General features: G+C 71.7%; 21 protein-coding genes. 5 read left to right on the top strand and 16 right to left on the bottom strand.

The annotated features are described in order from the left end of the window. Positions 1 to 49 precede the first annotated feature (49 nt). Entirely contained in the window at positions 50 to 847 is a 798-nt protein-coding gene (locus ACZ7L1_RS13910; RefSeq protein ID WP_471437389.1) for a hypothetical protein, read from the bottom strand. Between the two features lie 333 nt (positions 848 to 1,180). Continuing rightward, positions 1,181 to 1,837, bottom strand: coding sequence for a transglycosylase family protein (locus tag ACZ7L1_RS13905; RefSeq protein ID WP_471437009.1), 657 nt, complete (start codon positions 1,835 to 1,837; stop codon positions 1,181 to 1,183). 540 nt (positions 1,838 to 2,377) lie between these two features. Here ACZ7L1_RS13905 and ACZ7L1_RS13900 point away from each other — a divergent pair. Next, positions 2,378 to 3,151, top strand: coding sequence for a hypothetical protein (locus ACZ7L1_RS13900; RefSeq protein ID WP_471437007.1), 774 nt, complete (start codon positions 2,378 to 2,380; stop codon positions 3,149 to 3,151). Between the two features lie 88 nt (positions 3,152 to 3,239). Further along, positions 3,240 to 3,566 carry a hypothetical protein gene (locus tag ACZ7L1_RS13895; protein WP_471437005.1) on the top strand — a complete coding sequence of 109 codons (327 nt, stop codon included), beginning with the start codon at positions 3,240 to 3,242 and terminating at the stop codon, positions 3,564 to 3,566. A gap of 68 nt (positions 3,567 to 3,634) precedes the next feature. Here ACZ7L1_RS13895 and der read toward each other — a convergent pair whose 3' ends face one another. The 14 genes from der to ACZ7L1_RS13825 form a co-directional block, all read right to left on the bottom strand. Then, positions 3,635 to 5,116 (bottom strand): ribosome biogenesis GTPase Der, encoded by a 1,482-nt coding sequence (gene der / locus ACZ7L1_RS13890; protein ID WP_471437004.1) that lies wholly within the window; start codon positions 5,114 to 5,116, stop codon positions 3,635 to 3,637. Positions 5,117 to 5,189: 73 nt separating this feature from the next. Continuing rightward, on the bottom strand, positions 5,190 to 5,837 hold the full coding sequence (locus tag ACZ7L1_RS13885; protein WP_471437003.1) for a lysophospholipid acyltransferase family protein: 648 nt from the start codon (positions 5,835 to 5,837) through the stop codon (positions 5,190 to 5,192). Continuing rightward, positions 5,834 to 6,529, bottom strand: a complete 696-nt coding sequence (cmk, locus tag ACZ7L1_RS13880; RefSeq protein ID WP_471437002.1) for a (d)CMP kinase — start codon at positions 6,527 to 6,529, stop codon at positions 5,834 to 5,836. Before cmk ends, ACZ7L1_RS13885 begins: the two co-directional genes overlap by 4 nt. 164 nt (positions 6,530 to 6,693) lie before the next feature. Continuing rightward, positions 6,694 to 7,779: a prephenate dehydrogenase gene (locus ACZ7L1_RS13875; protein WP_471437001.1), complete on the bottom strand. Its 1,086-nt coding sequence runs from the start codon at positions 7,777 to 7,779 to the stop codon at positions 6,694 to 6,696. Beyond that, positions 7,776 to 8,138 (bottom strand): chorismate mutase, encoded by a 363-nt coding sequence (gene aroH / locus ACZ7L1_RS13870; protein ID WP_471436999.1) that lies wholly within the window; start codon positions 8,136 to 8,138, stop codon positions 7,776 to 7,778. The genes ACZ7L1_RS13875 and aroH overlap by 4 nt, the downstream gene beginning before the upstream one ends. 209 nt (positions 8,139 to 8,347) lie before the next feature. Then, on the bottom strand, positions 8,348 to 9,427 hold the full coding sequence (locus ACZ7L1_RS13865; protein ID WP_471436997.1) for a pseudouridine synthase: 1,080 nt from the start codon (positions 9,425 to 9,427) through the stop codon (positions 8,348 to 8,350). Beyond that, positions 9,427 to 10,098, bottom strand: coding sequence for an SMC-Scp complex subunit ScpB (scpB, locus tag ACZ7L1_RS13860; RefSeq protein ID WP_471436996.1), 672 nt, complete (start codon positions 10,096 to 10,098; stop codon positions 9,427 to 9,429). The genes ACZ7L1_RS13865 and scpB overlap by 1 nt, the downstream gene beginning before the upstream one ends. Then, positions 10,095 to 11,297 carry a segregation/condensation protein A gene (locus tag ACZ7L1_RS13855; RefSeq protein WP_471436994.1) on the bottom strand — a complete coding sequence of 401 codons (1,203 nt, stop codon included), beginning with the start codon at positions 11,295 to 11,297 and terminating at the stop codon, positions 10,095 to 10,097. Before ACZ7L1_RS13855 ends, scpB begins: the two co-directional genes overlap by 4 nt. Positions 11,298 to 11,316: 19 nt before the next feature. Next, positions 11,317 to 11,898, bottom strand: coding sequence for a hypothetical protein (locus tag ACZ7L1_RS13850; protein ID WP_471436992.1), 582 nt, complete (start codon positions 11,896 to 11,898; stop codon positions 11,317 to 11,319). Continuing rightward, positions 11,883 to 13,016 carry a ParA family protein gene (locus ACZ7L1_RS13845; protein WP_471436990.1) on the bottom strand — a complete coding sequence of 378 codons (1,134 nt, stop codon included), beginning with the start codon at positions 13,014 to 13,016 and terminating at the stop codon, positions 11,883 to 11,885. The genes ACZ7L1_RS13850 and ACZ7L1_RS13845 overlap by 16 nt, the downstream gene beginning before the upstream one ends. Before the next feature lie 421 nt (positions 13,017 to 13,437). Then, on the bottom strand, positions 13,438 to 14,562 hold the full coding sequence (gene ald / locus ACZ7L1_RS13840; RefSeq protein WP_471436988.1) for an alanine dehydrogenase: 1,125 nt from the start codon (positions 14,560 to 14,562) through the stop codon (positions 13,438 to 13,440). Positions 14,563 to 14,698: 136 nt separating this feature from the next. Continuing rightward, positions 14,699 to 16,768, bottom strand: a complete 2,070-nt coding sequence (locus ACZ7L1_RS13835) for a tetratricopeptide repeat protein (protein ID WP_471436986.1) — start codon at positions 16,766 to 16,768, stop codon at positions 14,699 to 14,701. Positions 16,769 to 16,966: 198 nt separating this feature from the next. After that, positions 16,967 to 17,596: an NUDIX domain-containing protein gene (locus tag ACZ7L1_RS13830; RefSeq protein ID WP_471436984.1), complete on the bottom strand. Its 630-nt coding sequence runs from the start codon at positions 17,594 to 17,596 to the stop codon at positions 16,967 to 16,969. Between the two features lie 85 nt (positions 17,597 to 17,681). Continuing rightward, positions 17,682 to 19,358 (bottom strand): CTP synthase, encoded by a 1,677-nt coding sequence (locus tag ACZ7L1_RS13825; RefSeq protein WP_471437387.1) that lies wholly within the window; start codon positions 19,356 to 19,358, stop codon positions 17,682 to 17,684. Positions 19,359 to 19,850: 492 nt separating this feature from the next. Between ACZ7L1_RS13825 and ACZ7L1_RS13820 the strand changes: the two genes are divergently transcribed. The 3 genes from ACZ7L1_RS13820 (at position 19,851) to ACZ7L1_RS13810 (ending at position 24,809) form a co-directional block, all read left to right on the top strand. Beyond that, complete coding sequence (locus tag ACZ7L1_RS13820) at positions 19,851 to 21,653, top strand: glycoside hydrolase family 15 protein (RefSeq protein WP_471436983.1); 1,803 nt, start codon at positions 19,851 to 19,853, stop codon at positions 21,651 to 21,653. 83 nt (positions 21,654 to 21,736) lie between these two features. Continuing rightward, positions 21,737 to 23,119, top strand: a complete 1,383-nt coding sequence (locus ACZ7L1_RS13815) for an FAD-binding oxidoreductase (protein WP_471436981.1) — start codon at positions 21,737 to 21,739, stop codon at positions 23,117 to 23,119. A gap of 49 nt (positions 23,120 to 23,168) precedes the next feature. Beyond that, positions 23,169 to 24,809 carry a PucR family transcriptional regulator gene (locus tag ACZ7L1_RS13810; protein ID WP_471436979.1) on the top strand — a complete coding sequence of 547 codons (1,641 nt, stop codon included), beginning with the start codon at positions 23,169 to 23,171 and terminating at the stop codon, positions 24,807 to 24,809. Position 24,810: the final 1 nt, after the last annotated feature.

Below are 24,810 nucleotides of genomic sequence, written 5' to 3'. Positions count from 1 at the left end.
TCTGCCAGCCCCCGCGGACAGGTTCTGTCCGCGGGATACGGGAGGCGGGTCACCTCACGGCACTGACGGTCACCGACAGGTCGTTGTCGACGGTGTAGTACGGCCAGGCCCGCACCTCGCCGTGCTGCGCCCGCACCGCCGCCCTCGGGTAGCGGAAGACCGGCTTCTTGTCCACGACGTCGTCCAGCAGCCGCGCGATCCGCACCCGCGGCCCCTCCTCCCCCGCCGGGCGCAGCCACAGGTCCCAGGTTCCGGGGGCGAGCGGCGCGTAGGGCACGGTGAAGCCGAACTCCGACTCCCGGGCGGTGACGTCCGCGCGGAGCACCTCCTTGGCGCCCGTCCGCTCGCGGACCTCGGTATAGGCGTCGGGCGCGAGCCCGCTGCCGTACAGCCGGCCGCTCACCGTCAACGCACCCTGCGCGATCCGCAGTTCTTCCGCCTCGGCGTGCGGGGCGCGCAGCCAGCTGCGGACGGCCAAGGTGCCCTGCCTGGTGGTGTACGGGATGCGGACGGCGATCCGGGCGGTCGTTTCACCGGGCACGCGGTCGACGAGGGACCGCAGGTCGTTGACACCCGGAACGAGGGGATGCGGCTCGTCCTCGGCGAACCGTGCGTAGGCGTCCCAGCGGCCCTCGGGCAGATCGACGCTGCTGGGCAGGGCGGCGCGCAGCCGGCCGCCCTCGGCGGGAGCCAGTGGCAGCGCGCACTCCTCGCCGTCGCGGCGGCGCAGCACCAGATGGGCGGGGCCCGCCTCGGCGGTGCCGCCGATGTCGAAGGTCAGTCCCCCCGCGGTGTCGGCGACGCAGTCGGCGGAAACGGGCAGGGCGGCGCGTGGGGCCTCGGTCATCATGCGGGGCGCCCCCTTCTCAGTGCGCTGCGCCCGGCCTTCCGAACTGTCTGGGCGCCACCGAGCGGCACCGCCCGGGTGCGGTGGACCGAACCGCGCAGCCGGACGGGGCGGGGCCGGTGAATGCGGTACACCGCGACAGGCGTACACACCGCCCCGGCCGAGCCGGCCCTCCGCGTCCTCTCAGCCTCCCACGGTCGGGCGGCTCGTGCGCGTCGTCGAAGGCGGGGCCGGCTGCGCCCGGGCGCGGTGTGCGGTGGCCCGTCCGCCGTGCACGAACGCCTCGGGCCCCGACGTCCCGCTGTGACGTCGGGGCCCGAGGAGCGGGCGCGGTCAGAGTTCGAGTCGCTGCCCGGGAACGATCAGGTCGGGGTCGCCGCCGATGACCGCCTTGTTGCGCTCGTACAGCCGCTGCCAGGTGGTGCCGTGCCGCTCGGCGATGCCGCTGAGCGTGTCGCCCTGGCGCACGGTGTAGTCACCGCGGGACGCGCTGCGGTTGACGTGGCCCGTCGAGCGCTGCGGCGCCTTCCACGACTGCTTCGCGGGGGCGGACTCGGTGGTGGTCGCCTTCGAGGAGGAGCGGGTGCTCACCTCGGCGCCCGACGCGGCGGGCGCGCTGCCGTAGGCTCCGGCGCGCTGCGAGCAGACCGGCCAGGCGCCCCAGCCCTGGGCCTGCTGGACCTTGGTGGCGACGGCGATCTGCGCCTGCCGGGAGGCCTGGTCGGCGGTCGGCGCGTAGGCCGTGCCGCCGTACGCGCGCCAGGTGCCGGCGGAGAACTGCAGTCCTCCGTAGTAGCCGTTGCCGGTGTTGATGTGCCAGTTCCCGCCGCTTTCGCACTGGGCGATGCGGTCCCACACTCCACCGTCGGCCGCGGCGGCGTTGCCGGTCGCGGCGAGCAGTCCGAGCGGGGCGAGCAGGGCCGCGCCGGCGAGGACCGCCGAGTTACGGGTCGTACGAGTCTTACGGGCGTTATCGGCACATTCAGACATGTAATTCCCTCTCCACAGACCCGGATCCCCCAAGGCGAGGCGCGCCGTCCCGCGCATGGAACGCGGTCGTCGCACTCCGCCCCGTCCGCCGGAGGTGGTGCTGCGCGCCGGCTGTGCGGCGCGGCCGGTGGACGTACCCGGGCGGTGCTCGTTGCACACGGCGGAGGAATGTAAGGAGGTCGGCGGCCCGGAATCAACCAACTCCATGTCATTCCAGGCCAGTTGGCCGTTACCGCGGGTATCGTCGATTTTAGGCCACCCACTTAATTCGCTGATTTCCGGATTTGTCGACCAGCGAACGCGACAGGCTGTGAGTCAGTTCACGGAACCAACTCGCAGCGAACCGAGAGAAGTTGACATGGAGTAACCGATTCCGCAGCGAGCTTCACCCTGCGCGCTGGTTGGTTCGATTCCGTTCGCCTTCGGGCGTGACTCCGGCCACAGATCGTCCGTTGTCATCTTCATGAGCCGGGGACCCCCGGGCTCATGGGCCGGGAGCCACCCGGCACCGTCACGTACCGCATCCCGAGGGAGCCACCCGTGCCGCGCATGCTCGACGTCAGCGACGCCGTACGCGCCGAGATCGGCGACGAAGAAGCCGACCGGCTGCTCGCCGGAGACAACACCCCGGGCAGTTACGACTGCACCTCCTGCCGCACCCCGGGCGACTCCGACCAGGAGCGCACCAGCACCGTCCTGTTCGTCGGCGAGGAGACGGCCGTCCTCGCCTTCGCCCACGCCACCTGCCTGCCCTCCCAGGTCGTCCAGGTCACCGAGGAACAGCTCCAGGGCGCCGTCCGTTCCATCACCGCCGACCACGGGCCCGGCACGGCCGTCCCCGAGCAGGCGGTGCTCGGTGTCACCAGCGGACTCGTCCTGCTCGCCGGAGAGCTGCACCCGGCGCTCGTCGTGGAGCCGACCGCGCCGATCGCGCGCCCGGGCACGACCGGGATCGGCGACGACTTCCTGCCGCTGCTCATCGAGCAGGGCTTCACGCCGCTGACGGCGATCGAGTCGGTGCCGCCGGTGCTGCACGGCTGGTCGGTGCTGCTCGCCGTGGGCCAGCTGCACGCGGTGCTGCAGCCCGGGGCGCACGGCGGGCAGCCGGTGGCATGGTGGCAGGCCCACCAGCCGCTGCAGGTGACGGACGGGTGGCGGGCGGCCGCCAACAAGCACCAGCAGGTGCTGATGTTCGCCGCGCCGGTGGGATCGATCGGGCGTCAGCCGCGCGAGGACCTGCTGCGTGAGGCACTGGACAGGGCGGCGGCGAACGGCAACCTCGTGGCCGCGGCGTTGCCGCTGGCGGGCATCTGAGGCCTGGGCTCTCTTCAGGGCGCCGCCGCTGCCGACGAAGCGGACTAATCGTGCGCATCCCTTGAGCGGCGGGGTCGTTGGCACCTACGTGCACGCATATGACGTCCCCCGCCGCCAGTCCTATCAGCCGATCCGCTCCGGGGCAGCGGCCCAGGCCCCCTCCGCCACGCCGATCTACGACGCGCTCTACGCCGAGTACGTCAGGGCCTTCCGGGCGTGCCCGGGCGACCGCAGCGGCGAGGAGGAGCTGGGCTTCACCGCCTTCTCCGCGTCCCCCCAGCACGGGACCGGGCACCTGGCCGCCCACCACGGCCATACGGCCTCGGCGGCCAGCGTGTGGCAGCAGGTGGCGCGGCACGCGCGCGGCACGCACCACGTCCCGGCGCTGCCGCCCGCACCACGCAGGGGACTGTGAGCGGGGCGGCAGAGGACGCAGAACACGTGAAGGGCCGGCCTCCGTCGAGGCCGGCCCTTCACGTCACGTCACTTCTTCTTGCCGCGCTTCTCGCGCACGCGGACCGAGATGTGGATCGGCGTCCCCTCGAAGCCGAACTCCTCGCGCAGCCGCCGCTCGATGAACCGGCGGTAGCCCGCCTCGATGAAGCCGGAGGCGAAGAGCACGAACCGCGGGGGCTTGGTGCCCGCCTGCGTGCCGAAGAGGATGCGCGGCTGCTTGCCGCCGCGGACCGGGTGCGGGTGCGCGGACACCAGCTCGCCGAGGAACGCGTTGAGGCGGCCCGTCGGCACCCGGGTCTCCCAGCCCGCGAGGGCGGTCTCAATCGCCGGGACCAGCTTCTCCATGTGGCGGCCGGTGCGCGCCGAGACGTTCGCCCGCGGCGCCCACGCCACCTGGCCCAGCTCGGTCTCGATCTCACGCTCCAGGTAGTAGCGGCGCTCCTCGTCGAGGGTGTCCCACTTGTTGTAGGCGAGGACGAGCGCACGGCCCGCCTCCACCGCCATGGTGACGATGCGCTGGTCCTGGACGGAGATGGATTCGGAGGCGTCGATGAGGACGACCGCGACCTCCGCCTTCTCGATGGCGGCGGCGGTGCGCAGCGAGGCGTAGTAGTCGGCGCCCTGCTGGAGGTGCACCCGCTTGCGGATGCCGGCCGTGTCGACGAACTTCCAGGTCCTGCCACCGAGTTCGATCAGCTCGTCGACCGGGTCGCGGGTGGTGCCTGCAAGTTCGTTGACGACGACGCGCTCCTCGCCGGCGACCTTGTTCAGCAGTGAGGACTTGCCGACGTTCGGGCGGCCGATCAGGGCGACGCGGCGCGGTCCGCCGACCCCGGCGGCGCCGAAGGTCTGGGCGGGCGCCTCGGGCAGGGCCTCGAGGACGGCGTCCAGCATGTCGCCGGTGCCACGGCCGTGCAGCGCCGAGACCGGGTACGGCTCGCCGAGGCCGAGGTTCCACAGGTACGCCGCGTCGGCCTCGCCACTCGGGCCGTCGACCTTGTTGGCGGCGAGCACCACGGGCTTGCCCGCCTTGCGCAGCAGCCGGACGACCGCCTCATCGGTGTCGGTGGCGCCGACCTTGGCGTCGACGACGAACACGACCGCGTCGGCGGCCTCGATCGCGTACTCGGCCTGTGCGGCCACGGAGGCGTCGATACCGAGGACGTCCTGCTCCCAGCCGCCGGTGTCGACGACCTTGAAGCGGCGGCCCGCCCACTCGGCCTCGTAGGTGACGCGGTCGCGGGTGACGCCGGGCTTGTCCTCGACGACGGCCTCGCGGCGGCCGATGATGCGGTTCACCAGGGTCGACTTGCCGACATTGGGGCGGCCGACGACGGCGAGCACCGGGAGCGGGCCGTGTCCGGCCTCCTCGATGGCGCCCTCGACGTCCTCGAGGTCGAAGCCCTCTTCCGCGGCGAGCTCCATGAACTCCGCGTACTCGGCGTCACCGAGCGCCCCGTGCTCGTACTCGTGCTCGGCCGAGCCGTCGGGCTGGATCTGGTCGTTCATGAAGTCCGTACCTCGTTCATCGTGGTGATCGGTGGAGCACCGCGCCTACGATGATCCACTACTCAAGTGTCGCCTAGCGCCCGGTGGAACGCCTGGCGTTTTCCAGGTGCTCGGTGAGCTGCTTCTGGATGCGCACGGTCGCCTCGTCCAGCGCCTTGCGCGTACGCCGCCCGCTGCCGTCACCCGCCTGGAACGGGTCGCCGAAGACGACGTCGATGCGGCTGCGCAGCGGGGGCAGCCCCTTTATCAACCGTCCCCGTCGCTCGGAACTTCCCAGCACCGCGACCGGGACGATCGGCGCCCCGCTGCGGACCGCGAAGTAGGCGAGCCCGGCGCGCAGCGAGGTGAAGTCGCCCTCGCCGCGGGTGCCCTCGGGGAAGATGCCGAGGACTCCCCCGTTCTGGAGCACGCCGAGCGCCTGGGTGATGGCCGTGCGGTCGGCGGACGTGCGGTCCACCTTCAGCTGGCCGATGCCGCGCAGGAAGGGGTCCAGGGGGCCGACGAACGCCTCCTTCTTGATCAGGAAGTGTGTCGGCCTGGGCGCCACGCCCATGACCATGGGCCCGTCGACGTTGTGGGAGTGGTTCACGGCGAGGATCACCGGGCCGCTCGCGGGCACCCTCCACGCGCCGAGCACGCGCGGCTTCCACAGCCCGTACATCAGCGGGACGCCGATACGTCGCCCGACTTCGGCGCTCCGCGCGGAAGGAGCCTCGGTCACTTCCCGGCCCGCTTCTCCTCGACGAGGGTGACGACGCACTCGATGACCTGCTGCAGGGTGAGGTCGGTGGTGTCCACCTCGACCGCGTCGTCCGCCTTGGCGAGCGGGGAGGTCTTGCGGCTGGAGTCGGCCGCGTCCCGCTTGATCAGCGCCTCTCGGGTGGTGTGCAGGTCCACGCCCTTCAGCTCGCCGTTGCGGCGGGCGGCGCGTGCCTCCGGGGAGGCGGTGAGGAAGATCTTCAGGTCGGCGTCGGGCAGCACGGTCGTGCCGATGTCGCGGCCCTCGACGACGATGCCGTTCTCGGCGGAGGCGGCCAGCGAGCGCTGCAGCTCGGTGATCCGGGCCCGCACCTCGGGCACCGCGCTGACCGCGCTGACCTTGGAGGAGACCTCCGGGGAACGGATCGGCCCGGAGACGTCCGTGCCGTCCACGGTGATGGTGGGGGCCTTCGGGTCGGTGCCGGAGACGATCTCCGGCTTGCCCGCCACCGCCGCGATGGCCGTGGGGTCCGCTATGTCGATGCCGTTGTTCACCATCCACCAGGTGATCGCCCGGTACTGGGCGCCGGTGTCCAGGTAGCTGAGCCCGAGCTGTGCGGCCACAGCCTTCGACGTGCTCGACTTGCCCGTGCCGGCGGGGCCGTCGATGGCGACAATCACTGCCGGGGCGGTCCGGGCGGCGCCGTTTTCCACGGTGGGAACACCTTCCTGGTGGGGTGTGGCGGGTGGGTGGACGGGCGGGACGCGAGGGCGCCCCGGACAAGGTTACTGGCTCGCAGGGCCCGGTATGCCGGGCCCGCTCGTCACCCGGTTGCCGCAGCGCCCGGCGCGGACCTGTGACCGGTTCTGCGGCCGCCCTACTGCCTGATCACCCAGCCCCGCTCCCGCAGCGCGGCGCTCAGCACCGGGGCGGCGGTCTGCTCCACCATCAGCTGGACCAGGCCGGCCTGCTGCCCCGTCGCGTGCTCGATGCGGACGTCCTCGATGTTGATCCCGGCCCTGCCCGCGTCCGCGAAGATACGGGCCAGCTGGCCGGGCTGGTCGTCGATGAGGACGGCCACGGTCTCGTACGCCCGCGGGGCGCTGCCGTGCTTGCCGGGCACCCGGACCTGCCCGGCGTTGCCGCGGCGCAGCACGTCCTCGATCCCCTCGGTGCCCTCGCGCCGCTTGGCCTCGTCGGAGGACTGCAGGGCCCGCAGGGCCTGGACGGTCTCGTCGAGGTCGGCGGCGATCTCGGAGAGCAGGTCGGCGACCGGGCCCGGGTTGGCGGACAGGATGTCGATCCACATCCGGGGGTCGGAGGCCGCGATCCGGGTCACGTCCCGGATGCCCTGCCCGCACAGCCGTACGGCCGCTTCCTCGGCGTGCTCCAGGCGCGCGGCGACCATGCTGGAGACCAGGTGGGGCATGTGCGAGACGAGCGCGACGGCCCGGTCGTGGGCGTCGGCGTCCATGACGACGGGCACGGCACGGCAGTGCGAGACCAGCTCCAGGGCGAGGTTGAGCACCTCGGTGTCGGTGTCCCGGGTCGGGGTCAGCACCCAGGGCCGCCCCTCGAAGAGGTCGCCGCTGGCCGCCAGCGGGCCCGACTTCTCGCGGCCCGACATGGGGTGTGTGCCGATGTAAGGGGTCAGGTCGAGGCCGAGCGCCTCCAGCTCGCGACGCGGTCCGCCCTTGACGCTGGCCACGTCGAGGTAACCGCGCCCGAGGCCGCGCCGCATGGCGTCGGCGAGCGCGGCGGCCACGTGGGCGGGCGGGGCGGCGACGATCACCAGGTCGACCGGACGCTCGGGCGCCTCGTCGGTCCCGGCTCCGAGCGCGGCGGCCGTACGGGCCTGCTCAGGGTCGTGGTCGGCGAGGTGCACGGTGACCCCGCGGGCGGCGAGCGCCAGGGCCGCGGACGTGCCGATCAGCCCCGTGCCGATGACAAGTGCGGTCCTCACTGGGCGATGTCCTTGCGCAGAGCGGCGGCGGCACCGAGGTAGACATGCGCGATCTCCGCGCGCGGCTTGTCGGACTCGATGTGGGCGAGGATGCGGACGACCCGGGGCATCGCGCCCTCGATGTCCAGCTCCTGGGCGCAGATCAGCGGCACGTCGACGATGCCGAGCCCCCGGGCGGCTGCCGCCGGGAAGTCGCTGTGCAGATCGGGCGTGGCCGTGAACCAGATGCTGATCAGATCGTCGGTGGTCAGCCCGTTGCGCTCCAGGATGGCGGTGAGCAGGGCACCGACCTGCTCGTCCATGTGCCCGGCCTCGTCCCGCTCGAGCTGAACGGCGCCACGAACCGCTCGTACCGCCACGGTGGTGCTCCTTGCTGATCTACGGAAAACATCAGGTCACCAGCGTAGGGCAAGCCCGCGCCGCGATAGGGGCGCGGGGCTGTGACGATGTGCGGCTCCGCCGCGATGGGGCTCCCCCCTGTTCGAGCGAAGTCCAGAAACGTGGGGGAGCGATCAACCACGACCAAGCCGCAGACGCCACCCGGCATCAAGCACCGAGTTCTCAGGCGTTACAGATCGACTTCCTTCATCAGCATGCCGACCTCGGTGTTCGACAACCGCCGCAGCCAACCGGACTTCTGGTCCCCCAGTGTGATCGGCCCGAACGCGGTGCGGACCAGCTTGTCCACAGGGAACCCGGCCTCCGCCAGCATGCGCCGCACGATGTGCTTGCGCCCCTCGTGCAGGGTCACCTCGACGAGGTAGTTCTTGCCGGTCTGCTCGACCACCCGGAAGTGGTCCGCGCGCGCGTACCCGTCCTCCAGCTGGATGCCGTCCTTGAGCTTCTTGCCCAGGTCGCGCGGGATCGGGCCCACGATGTGCGCGAGGTAGGTCTTCTTCACGCCGTACTTGGGGTGGGTCAGCCGGTGGGCCAGCTCACCGTGGTTGGTGAGCAGGATGACGCCTTCGGTCTCGGTGTCGAGCCGGCCGACGTGGAAGAGCCGGGTCTCACGGTTGGTGACGTAGTCGCCGAGGCACTGGCGGCCCTCCGGGTCCTCCATGGTGGAGACGACACCGGCCGGCTTGTTGAGCGAGAAGAACTGGTACGACTGCGTGGCCACGGTCAGCCCGTCGACCTTGATCTCGTCCTTCTCGGGGTCGACCCGCAGGCCCTGCTCGGTGACGATCGCGCCGTTGACCTCGACCCTGGCCTGCTCGATCAGTTCCTCGCAGGCGCGCCGGGAGCCGTAGCCCGCGCGCGCGAGCACCTTCTGCAGGCGCTCGCCCTCCTGTTCGGCACCCGGGAAGGTCTTGGGCAGTTTGAGGTCCTTCTTGCCCGCGTACCGCTCGCGGTTGCGCTCCTCGATCTGCGCCTCGTACTCGCGCGGGCGCGCCGGGGCCGTACGACCGCGCCCGCCCCGCTGCTGGGACTGCTGGGACTGCTTCGGGCCGCCCTTGGCGCCACCGCGGGCCGCGCCGCCGCGCCCGGACTTCGGGCCGTCCTTCGTCGCGCCCGGGCCGACGTCGTAGCGGCGCTCCTCGGGGCGGGGCTTGCGGGGGCGGCCCTGCCCCTGCTTCTGGTCCCTGTCGTTGCCGGCACCGCGGTAGTTACCGCGTCCGCCGCTCTTGCCGCTGCCGCTGCTTCGCATCAAAGTTCCGTCGTCGTCTTCGTCGTGTGATCGTCGTCTGCGTCCGGAGCATCGGGAGCGTCCGGGTCGAACGACGGTACGCCCTCCTGGGTCTCGGCCTCGATCGCCTCCGCCTCCGGGAGGAAGGGCGCGAGCTCCGGAAGCTCGTCCAGGCCGCGCAGGCCCATCCGCTCCAGGAAGTAGTTCGTCGTCCTGTACAGGATCGCACCTGTTTCGGGTTCCGTGCCCGCCTCTTCGACCAGACCGCGCTGGAGGAGGGTGCGCATGACCCCGTCGCAGTTCACTCCGCGCACCGCCGAGACGCGGCTGCGGCTGACCGGCTGACGGTACGCGACCACGGCGAGGGTCTCAAGGGCGGCCTGGGTGAGGCGGGCCTGCTGCCCGTCGAGCACGAACCGCTCCACGGCGGGGGCGTACTGGGCGCGGGTGTAGAAGCGCCAGCCGCCCGCGACGAACCGCAGCTCGAAGCCGCGGCCCTGCACGGTGTACTCGTCCGCCAGCTCGCGCAGCGCGTCCGCGATCTGCCGCCGGGGCCGCTCCAGGATCTTCGCCAGGTGCTCCTCGGTGGCGGGCTCGTCCACGACCATGAGGACGGCCTCGAGAGCGGGCTTGAGGTCGAGGCCGGCGACGGTGTTCAGCCCTGCCGGTGCGTCGATGGTGTCCTCGCTCACGCCTTCTCCTCCTCCTCCTTGGCCGGCTCGGGCTCCTCTGGCGGCCGGTCGAACTCGTCGGTGACCATGACGTCGGTGTCCCCGTCCCCACCGGTCCAGCGCACGACCAGCTCGCCGAGGGCGGCCTCCTGCTCCAGCGCCACGGCCTTCTCGCGGTACAGCTCCAGCAGGGCGAGGAAGCGGGCGACGACGGTGAGGGTGTCGTCGGTGTCCTCGATCAGCGCCCGGAAGCTGGCCTCCCCGAGTTCTCTCAGCCGGGCCACGACGATCCCGGCCTGCTCCTGCACGCTGACGAGCGGGGCGTGGATGTGGTCGACATACACCTGCGGCCTGGGCTTGGGCTGCATCGCCTTGACGGCGAGCTTCGCGAACCCTTCGGGCCCGATGCTGATGACGACCTCGGGCAGCAGCTCGGCATGGTGGGGCTCGAGGCCGACGGTACGGGGATACCGCCGGGCCTCGTCGTCGGTGCGCCGGTTGAAGATCTCGGCGATCTGTTTGTACGCGCGGTACTGCAGCAGCCGCGCGAACAGCAGGTCCCTGGCTTCCAGCAGCGCGAGGTCGGCCTCGTCCTCCACCTCGGCGGCGGGCAGCAGTCGCGCGGCCTTGAGGTCGAGCAGCGTGGCGGCGACGACGAGGAACTCGGTCGTCTGGTCCAGGTCCCAGTCCGGACCCATGGCCCGGATGTGCGCCATGAACTCGTCGGTCACCTTGGACAGGGCGACCTCGGTCACGTCGAGCTTGTGCTTGGAGATCAACTGCAGGAGCAGATCGAAGGGCCCCTCGAAGTTGTCGAGCCGGACCTTGAAGACACCGTCGCCGGGTTCGGTCTCGTCGACGGCAGGTGCGGGGGCCTGGGGCTCCTCGTCCGCGACCCCCGGTCGGGGCTGAGGCGGGGATTCAGGCTCGCGCCGAGGCTCGGGGCCAGGCCGACGCTCAGGTTCACGCCGAGACTCGGGTTCCCGCCGAGGCCGATGTTCGGGTTCGGGATCGGGCCGAGCTTCGGGGTCGGGCCGAGCTTCGGGTTCGGGCCGAGGTTCGGGATCGGCGGCCGGCGCTGCCTCTTCGAGCGGCTCCGCCTCCTGGGCAGGCGCCGTCGGTGCGACCGGTGCCGCTCCGGGGCCCCGCCCCAGCGCACGCCGACGCCCGCCCAAGCCGGAGGAACCGGTAGCGGAAGCGGAGCCGTCGTTCGAGGTCATAGCCGTCGCAGGCTACCTCTTACCGCCCCCGGAGCCGACGTACGAGAATGCTCGCGTCCCCTCGGGACTCCAGATCCGCCAGCACCACGGCGACGGCCTCCCGCACGATCCGCCCGCGGTCCACCGCGAGCCCGTGCTCGCCCCGGAGCACCAGCCGTGCGTGCTCGAGGTCCATCAGCTCCTCCGCGGACACGTACACGGTGATCTTCTCGTCGTGCCGCTCGCGGCCGCTGGGCCGCCGCCCGGCCGCACGCCCCCGCTTGCGCTGCTGGGCCGTGGACGAGGCCGCGGAGGAACCGGCAGAACCTTCCTGCGCCGCCGCGCCACGCCGCGCGGTCCGCTCCGCGGCGGCGGACCGTGCACGGGACTCCCCGGCCTCCGCGTCCGCCGCGACGTGCTCGTCGCCCTCCCCGTCGCCGCCCTGCACGGGCACCGACGGCGGTGCGTCCTCCGCCGGGGCCGCCGGGTCGCTCTCGCCCGCGGGAGCCGGCACCCGGGCCTCGCCATTGGCCTGGCGCCTGGGAGTGGACGCCTGGAGCGCCGTTCCCCCGGTGGTACGGAACAGTTCGTCGGCCCCCGGCAGACTCACTCGGCGTGACACCGGGCGAGCACCTCCCTGGCGAGCTGGCGATAGGCGGCGGCACCGACGGAGTTGGAGGCGTACGTGGTGATCGGTTCACCGGCGACCGTGGTTTCCGGGAAGCGCACGGTCCGGCCGATCACCGTGTGGTAGACGTGGTCGTCGAACGCCTCGACGACGCGTGCGAGGACCTCACGGCTGTGCACGGTCCGGGAGTCGTACATCGTGGCGAGGATGCCGTCGAGCTCGAGGTCGGGGTTGAGCCGCTCCTGGACCTTCTCGATGGTCTCGGTGAGCAGCGCGACACCGCGCAGCGCGAAGAACTCGCACTCGAGCGGCACGATCACCTTGTGCGCCGCGGTGAGCGCGTTCACGGTGAGCAGGCCGAGCGAGGGCTGGCAGTCGATCACGATGTAGTCGTAGTCCGGCAGCAGCGGCTTGAGCGCCCGCTGGAGCGTGGACTCGCGCGCGACCTCCGACACCAGCTGGACCTCGGCGGCCGAGAGGTCGATGTTGCTCGGCAGCAGGTCCATGTTGGGGACCGCGGTCTTCAGCAGAACCTCGTCCGCCGACATGCCCCGCTCCATGAGCAGGTTGTAGACGGTGAGGTCCAGCTCCATGGGGTTCACGCCGAGGCCCACGGACAACGCGCCCTGCGGGTCGAAGTCGACGAGCAGCACCCGGCGCCCGTACTCCGCGAGCGCGGCACCCAGGTTGATGGTCGACGTGGTCTTGCCGACGCCGCCCTTCTGGTTGCACATCGCGATGATCGTGGCCGGGCCGTGATCGGTCAGCGGTCCGGGGATCGGGAAGTACGGCAGTGGGCGGCCGGTGGGGCCGATGCGCTCGCGGCGCTGCCGGGCCGCGTCGGGCGCGAGCGTGGCCGCGTACTCGGGATCTGGCTCGTATTCGGCGTCGGGGTCGTAGAAGTGCCCCTCGGGCAGCTCTTCGTAGTCGGCGAAGTGGTTGTGGACTCCGCCACTTCCGTCGCCGGACATGGCGTTCACGTGTTGGCCATCCATGCTCTGGTGTGCTGTCTGAGCCATGTGGGGGCTCTGGCTCTGGTGGGCTGCGAAGGTACGGACAGCAACGGAGCCGACAGCCTCGAGCCCCCTGGGGCCCGTGCCCCGCGCAGGCATTCCTGGTTGACCACCCCCGGGAGTAAATGTCGACTCATTCACAAGTCGTCTTACCTCCTTGGTGACCAGGAAACTTCTAGATAGGTCAGCGTGGCACCATGCCGACGGTTGGCGACTCTATGGCGTGTCGGCGGTCCGCAGCAACACAATCCGCCGGACCCGGATCGATGTGTCGGCAATGAAACATCCCGCTGTCAAGGGCGTCCGGGCGTCGTTCGCCCGGTTTCACCGGTGTGCGAAACGGTGGAAGGGTTACGTTCGAGGCGACTTGAACGAGTGTCGCAAAGTGACCATACACACACCCGGCCGGACCTTGTCGGGCAAGGTCCGGCCGGATGAGCGGTGTTGACGAGGCCTGTTGACCTATCGCCTTGTGGGCACAGGAAATCGAACCCGTACCCGTGGCCGGCCTGGTGACGACCTAGCCGAGCAGGGACTCGAGCTCGACGTGCTCCAGGCCGTGTGCCTCGGCGACCTCCTTGTAAACCACCTTGCCGTCATGGGTGTTGAGGCCCTTGGCCAGCGCGGCGTCGCGGCGCAGGGCCTCGACCCAGCCCCGGTCGGCGAGTTCGACGATGTAGGGCAGCGTGGCGTTGGTCAGCGCGTAGGTGGAGGTGTTGGGGACGGCGCCGGGCATGTTGGCGACGCAGTAGAAGACCGACTCGTGGACCCGGAAGGCCGGCTCGGCGTGCGTGGTCGGGCGCGAGTCCTCGAAGCAGCCGCCCTGGTCGATCGCGATGTCGACAAGGACACTTCCGGGCTTCATCCGGGAGACCAGCTCGTTGGTGACCAGCTTGGGGGCCTTGGCACCCGGGATGAGGACGGCGCCGATGACGAGGTCGGCGTCCAGGCAGGCCTTCTCCAGCTCGAAGGCGTTGGAGACGACGGTCTGGATCTTCGTGCCGAAGATCTTGTCGGCTTCCTTGAGCTTGTTGATGTCCTTGTCGAGCAGGGTGACGTGGAAGCCCATGCCGATGGCGATCTGCGCGGCGTTCCAGCCCGAAACGCCGCCGCCGATGACGACGGCCTTGGCGGCGGGCACGCCCGGGACGCCGCCGGGCAGCACACCGCGACCGCCGTTGGCGGCCATGAGGTGGTAGGCGCCGACCTGCGGGGCGAGCCGGCCCGCGACCTCGGACATGGGGGCGAGCAGCGGGAGCGCCCGGTTCGACAGCTCGACCGTCTCGTAGGCGATCGCCGTGGTGCCGGACTCGAGCAGGGCGTCCGTGCACTCCCTGGAGGCGGCCAGGTGCAGGTAGGTGAAGAGCGTCTGGTCCTTGCGGAGGCGGTGGTACTCCTCGGCGATGGGCTCCTTGACCTTCAGCAGCAGGTCGGCGGTGGCCCACACCTCGTCGGCGGTGTCCAGGATCTGTGCGCCTGCGGCGATGTACTCCTCGTCCGGGATCGAGGAGCCGACACCGGCGTTCCGCTCGACGACGACCTGGTGGCCGTGGCGCACCAGCTCGTGCACGCCGGCGGGGGTGATGGCCACCCGGAACTCGTTGTTCTTGACCTCGCGGGGGATGCCGACCTTCACGTCGATCACGGTCCTTGGCTCAGGGAATGTGGGGGCATTGCAAGACATACCCGGACGCACGGGAGCACACCGGGAGACACCGCAGGAGAACGTGCGGCGAAGCCAGTTTAATGAAGGTGTTCCCGCTGTCTAGCCTTTCATTGCATCAATCTTCAGCGGGTGTACTACGGATTTCGCAGGCGTTAGCGCTGTGTTCCGGGACCGGTGGGCCCTCCTGCGCGCCGTCTCCCAGCATGCGCTCGGCCGCCGACCGGTGCAGGGCGGCGGCCGCCGGGTCGCCGAGACGTTCCAGGGTGTCGGCGACCCGGAGCCCGAGCGCCGCCTGCAGCCGGGTGTCGTCGGCCTGCCGCGCCCACTCGACGGCCTCCTCGCAGGTGCGCAGCGACTCCTCGGGACGTCCGGCGTACTCCTGGACGCGGGCCAGTTCGCTCAACGCCCGGGCGTGCGCGGCCACATCGCCGCTCCTGCGGTGCGAAGCGATCGCCGCGCGCCAGTTGCGCTGCGCCTCGCCGTAGCGGCCGGCATAGGTCTGGACGGTGGCGAGGCGACCGTACAGTCGCGCGGCCTCCGCGCGCTCGTCGCGGGCGAGGCGATGGGCCAGGGCCCTGCCGTACCAGTCGGCCGCCCGGTCGAAGTCCCCGAGCTCCTGGTGGGCGCCGCCTACGGATTCCATCGCGCGGCCGGTCGCATACGGGTCGTTGCCGGCCCGTGCGGCGTCCAGCGCGTCCCGGTAGCGGGCCAGTGCCTCCCTCGTGCGGCCGGTCCGCGCGTCCACGTCGGCGAGGTTCAGCAGGGCCGCCGCCTTCTCGCGGTGCAGGCCGCGGCGCTCGGCGACATCGAGGACGAGCCGGTGGATGCCGTACAGCTCGGGCGCGGCCGCCCGGGTGCCGAAGTGGGCGACCATGGCCCGCACCAGTGCGGCCATCAGGCGCCGGGCGAGGGTGTCCAGCTCGCCGTCGGCCACCGCGAGCCGGGCCGAGGCCAGCAGCGCGGGCTGGCGTAGGCGCAGCCAGTCCTCGGCCGCTCGGGGGCTCGCGAAGCGCAACTCGCGGGGCAGCCCGGTGAGCTTCTCGCGGGCCTGGGGGCTGTCGGTCTCGGTGATCGCCCGGCAGGACTGCAGCAGCCGTACCGTCCGCTCCAGCATCCGGGCGCGGGCCAGTTGCAGCTCGGCCGGGCGGTCGTGACGCTCGGCGAGCGCGCGCAGCAGGGGCAGCAGGCAGCCCGGGACCTCGTACTGCGGCAGCGGTGTCGCAAGGCGCCGCAGGAAGCCGCGGTCCACGAGGTCGTCGAGGGCGGTGCGGGCGGTGTCCACCGGGCAGCCGGCCAGCGCGGAGGCGGTGTGCGGATCCGGCAGACCTGCCGGGGCCAGGCACAGCAGGCGCAGCATCCGCTGGGCGGGACCCGGCAGCGCCTCGTAGGAGAGCCGGAAGGCGCGGGCCAGCGGCGGTCCGTCCTCGGTGCCGGTACGCAGGTGCCGGGCGAGGTCGGCGACGGCGGCCTTGGGCTGGGCGGCCAGCCAGCCGCCGGCGAGAACGAGGGCGGCGGGCTGGCCCGCGCACTCCTCGACGAGCCCCTCGGCGGCACGTGGGTCGACGGTGACGCGCACGGAGCCGGCGTACCGGGTGAGCAGCTCCAGGGCGGCCTTGGTGTCGAGGCCGCCGAGGGTGCAGGGGCGCACGTCCGCGATGCCGGTCAGCGGGCCCTGGGCTACGGCGACGACGAGGCAGTCGGGCGCGTCCGGCAGCACCGCGTCCACCTGCTCGGCGGACACCGCGTCGTCGAGCAGCAGCAGCGCACGGCGCCCCGTGAGGGCCTCACGCACCGCCTGGCCCAGCTCGTCCTCGTCGGCCCCGGGCGGGGTGGGCACACCGAGGGCGCTCAGCAGCTCGCGGGCGGTGCGCTCGGTGGGGACGGGGGTGCCGTCGGGCTCGCTGAGGCGGGCGCGCAGCACGCCGTCCGGGTAGGCGTTTGCGACCTGGCGCACCAGTTCCTCGGCGAGCCCGGTGCGGCCGTAACCGGGGCGGCCCGCGACGAGCAGCACGCGGGCGCGGGGTGCCTTGCGTCCGGAGAGGGTGTCCAGGCCTGCGCGCTCGATGTCGGCACGGAGCTCCTTCAACTCCCGTGTGCGACCGAGGAACCGACCGTGGCCGACAACAGGACGCGGATCGCTGTCCGATCGCACGCCGCCGTCTGTGTCCACCGCCTGATCCGTCACGGGCCACGCTCCCGTCCACTGCGCACACGGGCCCGCCGAAGCCTCGGGCGGGTCGCTGTCAGAGCCTAGTTGACGCTCCGCGACGATCCCGGCGGAGCACGGCGCACAGGTCCCCCGATCGGATCAGGCGATGGTACGACCAAAGGCTCCGGGGGCGAAGGAGCGGAGCCCCTGAGGCAGGCGTCCGGGCCGGAGGCGTCACGCCTGGAACGGCCGGGCCGGCCACGGAGCCTCGGCCGGGCGCAGGGCGTCCAGGCCTTCGCCGGTCCGCGCGGCGACCAGCGACAGCACGCCGACAGCGAGGCAGTTGTTGTGGAGGTCGCCCGCCAGGACGCCCCCCACGAGGTCCGCCACGGGCACCCGGGCCAGCTCCATGTCGGACTCCTCGTCCTCCACCTGGAAGCGCTGCCCGTCGGCCTCGGACAGGTCGCGGGCGAGGAAGATACGCACCGCCTCGTCGCAGCCGCCGGGCGTGGTGTAGACGTCGGTCAGCACACGCCAGTCCTCGGCCTTGAGGTGCGCCTCCTCGTACAGCTCGCGCTGGGCGGCGTGCAGCGGGTTCTCACCGGGGACGTCGAGCAGACCGGCCGGGATCTCCCACAGCTTCTGGCGCACCGGGTGGCGGTACTGCCGGATGACCAGCACCCGGTCCTGGTCGTCGAGGGCGAGGACGGCCACGGACCCGGGGTGGACCTGGTAGTCGCGGCGCCCCACCGAGCCGTCCGGCATGACCACGTCGTCGGTGCGGACGGAGGTCTTGTTGCCGACGAACGGGGTCTCGCTCGCCCGGATCTCCCACTCCTCGGCGGTGTCCTTGATCGTCGCCATGTCGCCCTGTTCCTCCCACGCCTTGCACGAAACCGGGGTACGCCTCCGTGAGGACGCGTACCCCGGCCACCGTACAGGCCCTGTGTTACTTGCCGTTCTTCCCGTTCTTGCGTTCCACGGCCGCCTTCACCAGGCCCGCGAACAGCGGGTGCGGGCGGGTCGGGCGGGAGCGCAGCTCCGGGTGCGCCTGGGTCGCCACCAGGTAAGGGTGCACTTCGCGCGGGTACTCCACGTACTCCACGAGCTTGCCGTCGGGCGACGTCCCGGAGAACACGATGCCCGCCTTCTTCTCCAGCTCGGCGCGGTAGGCGTTGTTCACCTCGTAGCGGTGGCGGTGGCGCTCCTCGACGTATTCCTTGCCGTCGTAGACCTCGCGCACGATCGAGCCCTCGGCGAGCTTGGCCGGGTACATGCCGAGCCGCATCGTTCCGCCCATGTCGCCCTCGCCCGCGACGATGTCGAGCTGCTCGGCCATGGTGGAGATGACCGGGTGGGCGGTGGCGGCGTCGAACTCGGTGGAGTTCGCGTCGGGGATGCCGGCCAGGTTGCGCGCGGCCTCGATCACGATGCACTGCAGGCCGAGGCAGAGGCCGAGCAGCGGGATCCTGTTCTCACGGGCGTACTGGATGGCGCCGACCTTGCCGGACACGCCCCGGTCGCCGAAGCCGCCCGGGATGCAGATCGCGTCAACGTCGGACAGCTGCTTCTTGGCGCCCGCCGGGGTCTTGCAGTCGTCGGAGGTGACCCACTTGATCTTCACCCGGGCCTTGTTGGCGAAGCCGCCCGCGCGTAGCGCCTCGGTCACCGAGAGGTAGGCGTCGGGCAGGTCGATGTACTTGCCGACCAGGGCGAGGGTGACCTCGTTCTCGGGGTTGTGGACCCGGTCGAGCAGGTCGTCCCAGGTCGTCCAGTCCACGTCGCGGAAGGGCAGGTCCAGCTTGCGGACGACGTAGGCGTCGAGGCCCTCGGAGTGCACGACCTTCGGGATGTCGTAGATCGAGCGGGCGTCGGGGCAGGCGACGACGGCGGCCTCGTCGACGTCGCACATCAGGGAGATCTTGCGCTTGATCGCGGTGGGGACCTCGCGGTCGCAGCGCAGGACGATCGCGTCCGGCTGGATACCGATGTTGCGCAGCGCGGCCACGGAGTGCTGGGTGGGCTTGGTCTTCAGCTCGCCGGAGGGGCCGATGTAGGGCAGCAGCGAGATGTGCACCACGAAGACGTTGTCGCGGCCGACCTCGTGGCGGACCTGGCGGACGGTCTCCAGGAACGGCAGCGACTCGATGTCGCCGACCGTGCCGCCCACCTCGGTGATGACGACGTCCACCTCGTCGGTGGCCATGCGCCGGATGCGGTGCTTGATCTCGTTGGTGATGTGCGGGATGACCTGCACGGTGTCGCCCAGGTACTCGCCGCGCCGCTCCTTGGCGATCACCGTCGAGTAGACCTGCCCGGTGGTGACGTTCGCCGAGCCGTCCAGGTCGCGGTCGAGGAAGCGCTCGTAGTGCCCGATGTCCAGGTCGGTCTCGGCGCCGTCGTTGGTGACGAACACCTCACCGTGCTGGAAGGGGTTCATCGTGCCCGGGTCGACGTTCAGGTACGGGTCGAGCTTCTGCATCACGACGCGCAGGCCCCGGGCCTTGAGCAGCATGCCGAGGCTGGAGGCGGTCAGACCCTTGCCGAGCGAGGAGGCGACACCCCCGGTGACGAAGATGTGCTTGGTCGTCGTGGCTTTGCTGTTTCGAAAAGCAGCGGGCGGCATGGCCAAGAGGGGGCTCCCGTGGTCGCGGTCTGGGGTGCGGTACGGCTGGGTCCCGAAGTATTTTTTTCGGGGGTGCCGTCGCTGCGGTTCGGGGGTTTCGAGCCCACCGGTCCACGGGCTACCAGCGTATCAGCGCCGCGAGGGGACTGCTTCCGGCCACGCTCCGCGCACGTGTCACCACGGACGCGCGAACCTTAAGAGGTTTTCACCGGTGTTTCACCCACGGCTCACTCGTTCGGGGCAGCCCGGTTGCCCGGCGGGGCACGCGGATCATGTACGTGCGTCGTATCCTGCTCGGACACTCTCTGCCGAGCCCTCCCGGAAAACGGCACCACCCCCGCCGGTCACCGGAACAACAAGAGCTCGTCAGTTCGTTGAACATCGACTGCATCATTTTCGAATGGGTCGGTGGACAACGCGTTTCTCATGACCCCCATGACCGCACAGAGCGACCGCCCCTCGGGGCGACGTGGCCGTTCGACTGGAGTTGCATTGGCCGGGCGCATCGAAGACTACGCACTCATCGGAGACATGCAGACCGCGGCGCTGGTCTGCCGGGACGGCACCGTGGACTGGCTGTGCCTGCCCCGCTTCGATTCCCATGCCGTCTTCGCGGGACTGCTCGGCACGGAGGAACACGGCTTCTGGCGGCTGGGCCCGGCCCACGCGTCGGACGCCGAGCCGCCGCGGGCGACCCGGCGCACGTACCGCGGCGAGTCGCTGATCCTGGAGTCCGAGTGGGACACCCCGCGCGGCACGGTCCGGGTCATCGACCTCATGCCGCCGCGCGACGGCGCGCCCCAGCTGATCCGGATCGTCGAGGGCGTCACGGGCCGGGTGCCGATGCGGTCGGCTCTGCGCATGCGTTTCTCCTACGGGCGCATCGTGCCGTGGGTGCACAAGCACGAGGGCCGCACGGTGGCCGTCGCGGGACCTGACTCCGTGTGGTTCGACACCGAGGCCGAGACCTACGGCAAGGGTCTGACCACGTACGCGGACTTCACGGTCGCACCCGGTGACCGGTTCGCGTTCACGATCTCCTGGCAGCCCTCGCACAAGGAGCCGCCGCCGCTGCCGGAGCCCGAGCAGTCGCTGGAGGCGACCGAGGACTTCTGGCGCGAGTGGGTCGAGCACTGTACGTACCACGGCCCCTACCGCGAGGCCGTCATCCGCTCGCTGATCACCCTGAAGGCCCTGACGTACGCGCCGACCGGCGGCATCGTGGCGGCGCCCACGACGTCCCTGCCGGAGGAGATCGGCGGCGTGCGCAACTGGGACTACCGCTACACCTGGCTGCGGGACGCGGCGATCACCCTGTCGTCGCTGCTGCGCACCGGCTACCGCGAGGAGGCGCGCGCCTGGCGCGAGTGGCTGCTGCGGGCCGTGGCGGGCGACCCGGAGAACCTGCAGATCATGTACGGCATCGCGGGCGAGCGGGAGCTGGGCGAGGCGGAGCTGGACTGGCTGCCCGGCTACGAGAACTCGGCCCCGGTGCGCGTGGGCAACGGTGCCGCGCACCAGCTGCAGCTGGACGTGTACGGAGAGGTCACCGAGGCCCTGCACCTGGCCCATATGACCGGGCTCGCCCGCAACGACTACGCCTCCCTGCTCCAGCTGAAGCTGATCCGCTACCTCGAGCAGCACTGGGACGAGCCGGACGAGGGCATCTGGGAGGTGCGCGGCCCGCGCCGGCACTTCGTGCACTCCAAGGTGATGGCCTGGGTGGCGGTGGACCGCACGATCAAGCTGATCGAGTCCGGCGACGCGGACGGCCCGCTGGAGAAGTGGCGCGAGCTGCGCGACGACATCCACCGGGACGTGTGCGAGAAGGGCTACGACAAGGAGCGCAACACCTTCACGCAGTCCTACGGCTCCAAGGAGCTGGACGCCTCGCTGCTGCTGATCCCGCAGATGGGTTTCCTGCCGCCGGACGACAAGCGGGTGATCGGCACCATCGAGGCGATCCAGCGCGAGCTGTCCACGTCGGACGGCTTCATCCTGCGCTACCCGACCTCGGGCGACGAGGAGGGCGTGGACGGCCTGCCGGGTGACGAGGGCGCGTTCCTCGCCTGCTCGTTCTGGATGGCCGACGACCTGGCGATGATCGGCCGTGTGGACGAGGCCCGCAAGCTGTTCGAGAAGCTGCTGGCACTGCGCAACGACGTGGGGCTGCTCGCGGAGGAGTGGGATCCGTGCCTGAAGCGTCAGGTCGGCAACTTCCCGCAGGCGTTCAGCCACGTGCCGCTGATCGACACGGCACTGCGGCTGACGGCTTCCGGGGCGTACGGGGGCTGAGCTCTCCGCCGGACAGGACCGCTGTGCCGTGCCCGCCTACGCTGAAGTCGGATCTGTACCCCGGCTGGAAGGGGGCGGCTGCGATGGCTCCCCTTTCGAAGGCGCGCACGGCGCTCGCCGCGCTCCGGGCGGAGCTGGCCGGCGAGGTCTTCGCCCCTGGTGATCCGGGCTACGACGGGGCACGGACGGTCTTCAACGCGATGATCGACCGCCATCCTGCCGTGATCGCGCAGTGCGAGGGGAAGGCCGACGTCGTACGGGCGGTGCGCTTCGCCCGGGAGCTGGATCTGAAGATCGCCGTTCGGGGCGGTGGACACAGCGTCGCGGGCATGGCGCTCAACGACAACGGTCTGGTGGTGGACCTGCGCCGGATGCACGGGGTGACGGTCCATCCCGGATCGGCGTCTGTGCGGGTGGAGGGCGGAGCGGTGATGAGCCATCTGGACCGTGCCACCCAGCCCCACGGGCTCGCGACCACCGGCGGCCGGGTCTCCAGCACCGGCGTCGGCGGCTTCGTGCTCGGCGGCGGCAACGGCTGGCTGGACCGGGCCTTCGGCCTCGCCGTCGACAACCTGCTCGGCGTCGAACTGGTGACCGCGGACGGCTCCACGGTGCTCGCCACCGCCCGGGAGCACCCGGAGCTGTTCTGGGCGTTGCACGGCGGCGGCGGCAACTTCGGTGTCGCGACCGCGCTCACGCTGAAACTGCACGAGTTGCCCGAGTTCTCCCTCGCCCTGCTCATGTTCGTGCCCGAGACCGGCCCGGAGGCGGTCCGTACCTACCGCGACGTCATCGCCACCGGTCCGCCGGAGGTGGGCGGCGCCGTGCTGTACATCACCGGTCCGCCCGAGCCGTTCGTCCCCGATCACCTGGTAGGGACGCTGCTGTGCGCCGTGCTGGTCACGTACGTCGGCGGCGAGGACGACCTGCGGGGGCTCGCCCAGCCGCTGCTGGCACTGCCGCACGCGGCTGAGGTCGTGTCCGCGATGCCGTACGCCGACGTCCAGTGCATGCTCGACAACCCGCCCGGACTGCGGAACCACTGGTCGGCCGAGTATCTGACCGGCCTGCCCGACGAACTGGTCGACGTCTTCTGCGCCCGCGCCCCCTCGATGCCCGTTCCCAGCTCCTGTCGGCACGTGCTGTTCCCCCAGGGCGGCGCGATCGCCGCCGGGCCCTCCGAGTACCCGGTCCCCTACCGGGACGCCTCCTGGACCGTGCACCCCTTCGGCGTCTGGGAGGACCCGGCCGACGACGAGAGGGCCCTGCGGTGGGTCCGGGACGTGCGCGCCGACGTCCGGCCCTGGCGCACGGGCGCGGTCTATCTGAACTTCATCGGGGACGAGGGCAGGGACCGGGTGGTGGCCGGCCTCGGCACCGAGAACCTCAACCGGCTGGCGCGGGTCAAGCGGCGCTACGACCCGGACAACGTGTTCCGCTACAACCACAACATCCAGCCCCTCTGACCGGGGCCCGGCGCTGTGCCCGGGGCGTCGGCGCAGGTAGCGTCGCCGCATGGACAGCCGTTTCGACCTCCCGGGCACCGAGGGCGCCGGGATCACGGTGCGGCGGGCGCTGGAGCTGCCCGGGCTGCGCAGCGGGCTGCCGGAGGTGCTGGCGGGCGCCGACCGGCTGGGCCGCACGGTGCGCTGGGTGCACGCGGGCGAGGTGCCGAACATCGCCTCGCTGCTCAAGGGCGGTGAGCTGCTGCTGACCACCGGGTACGGGCTCGGCACCCGCCCCGCCGACCAGCGGGCGTTCGTACGCACGCTGGCCGAGCGCGGTATCGCGGCCCTGGTGGTGGAGCTGGGCACCCGGTTCACCCGGCTGCCCGCCACCCTCGTCGAGTCGGCGAAGGCCGCCGGGCTGCCGCTGGTGCAGCTGCACCGCGAGGTGCCGTTCGTGACGGTCACCGAGGAGATCCACACCGAGATCGTCAACGGGCACTACGCGCTGCTCCAGCGGGCCGAGGAAGTGCACCGTCGCTGCACCGAGGCGCTGCTCGGCGGGGGCGGGGTGCCGCAGGTCCTGGGCATCCTGGCCGACTTCGGCGGCAATCCGGTGTTCCTGGAGACCGCCGACGGTCAGCTGCTCTACGCCGCCGGGACCGGCCCCGCGGACACGGACCCCTTGCAGGTGTGGGAGGGGCTGCGAGGCCACCACAAGGACGCGCCGCCCGCCGGAACGGTGATCGTGGACGTGCCCGGCGGCGGGCCCGGCGCGGGGTCCGTACGGGCCCGGCTGGTGCTGCTCCCGGTGAGCGGGCCGGTGGCGCCGGTGCACCGGATCGCCGCCGAGCGGGCGGCAAGCAGCCTCGCCGTGGTGCTGATGCAGGCCCGGCAGGAGGAGGAGCTGGCGGCGCGCGGGCGCGGCGACTTCCTCACCGACCTCGCCGAGGGCCGGATCGCCGCCGAGGACGCGCCCGCCCAGGCCCGGGTGCTGGGCTTCAAGCCGGGCCGCAGCCCGCTGCTGCCGGTGGTGATGCGCCTCGCGGACGGGCCGACGCCGGGCGGTGGGGGCTGGGCGGTGCTGGCGCGGGCGGTCGCGGAGGAGCTGGCGTCGCTGGGCGTGCCGGTGCTGCTGGGCGTGCGGCCGGTGGAGGGGCGGGTGCCGCTGCTGCTGGGGCTGCGCTCGGAGTCGGAGCGGGCCGCGGTCGCCGACCGGGTGGCCGCGACGCTGCGGGCGGGCGTGGAGCGGGCGGGTATGCGGCGGCCGGGCGGCAGGCCGCCGGTGGTGGTGGTCGGGGTGGCGGGTGGCTGGGCCTCGGCGTCGGCGGGGCTGCGGCACGCGGCGGAGACCGCGACGGCGGCGCAGGGGCTGCCGGAGCTGCCCTGGTACGACGCCCGCCGTCTGGACATCGACCTGCTGCTGTGGCGGCTGCGCGACCATCCGGACCTGGCGGCGTTCGTGGACCGCGCGATCGGCCCGCTGCGGGAGCACGACGACCGCTCGAAGCCGCCGCTGCTGCCGACGCTTCAGGCGTATCTGGCGCATGCGGGCCGCAAGGCGGAGACGGCCCGCGAGCTGCATCTGAACCGGCAGACGCTCTACAACCGGCTGGCGCGGATCGGGGAGCTGCTGGGCACGGATCTGGACGACCCGCAGACGGTCCTGACGCTGAGCCTGGCGCTGCGGGCACGCCGGCACGTGCCCTGAC

The organism is Streptomyces sp. NPDC107546, from assembly GCF_055639175.1.
Note: the sequence above shows the minus strand (reverse complement) of the source record. Positions and strands in the feature narration are given on the sequence as shown.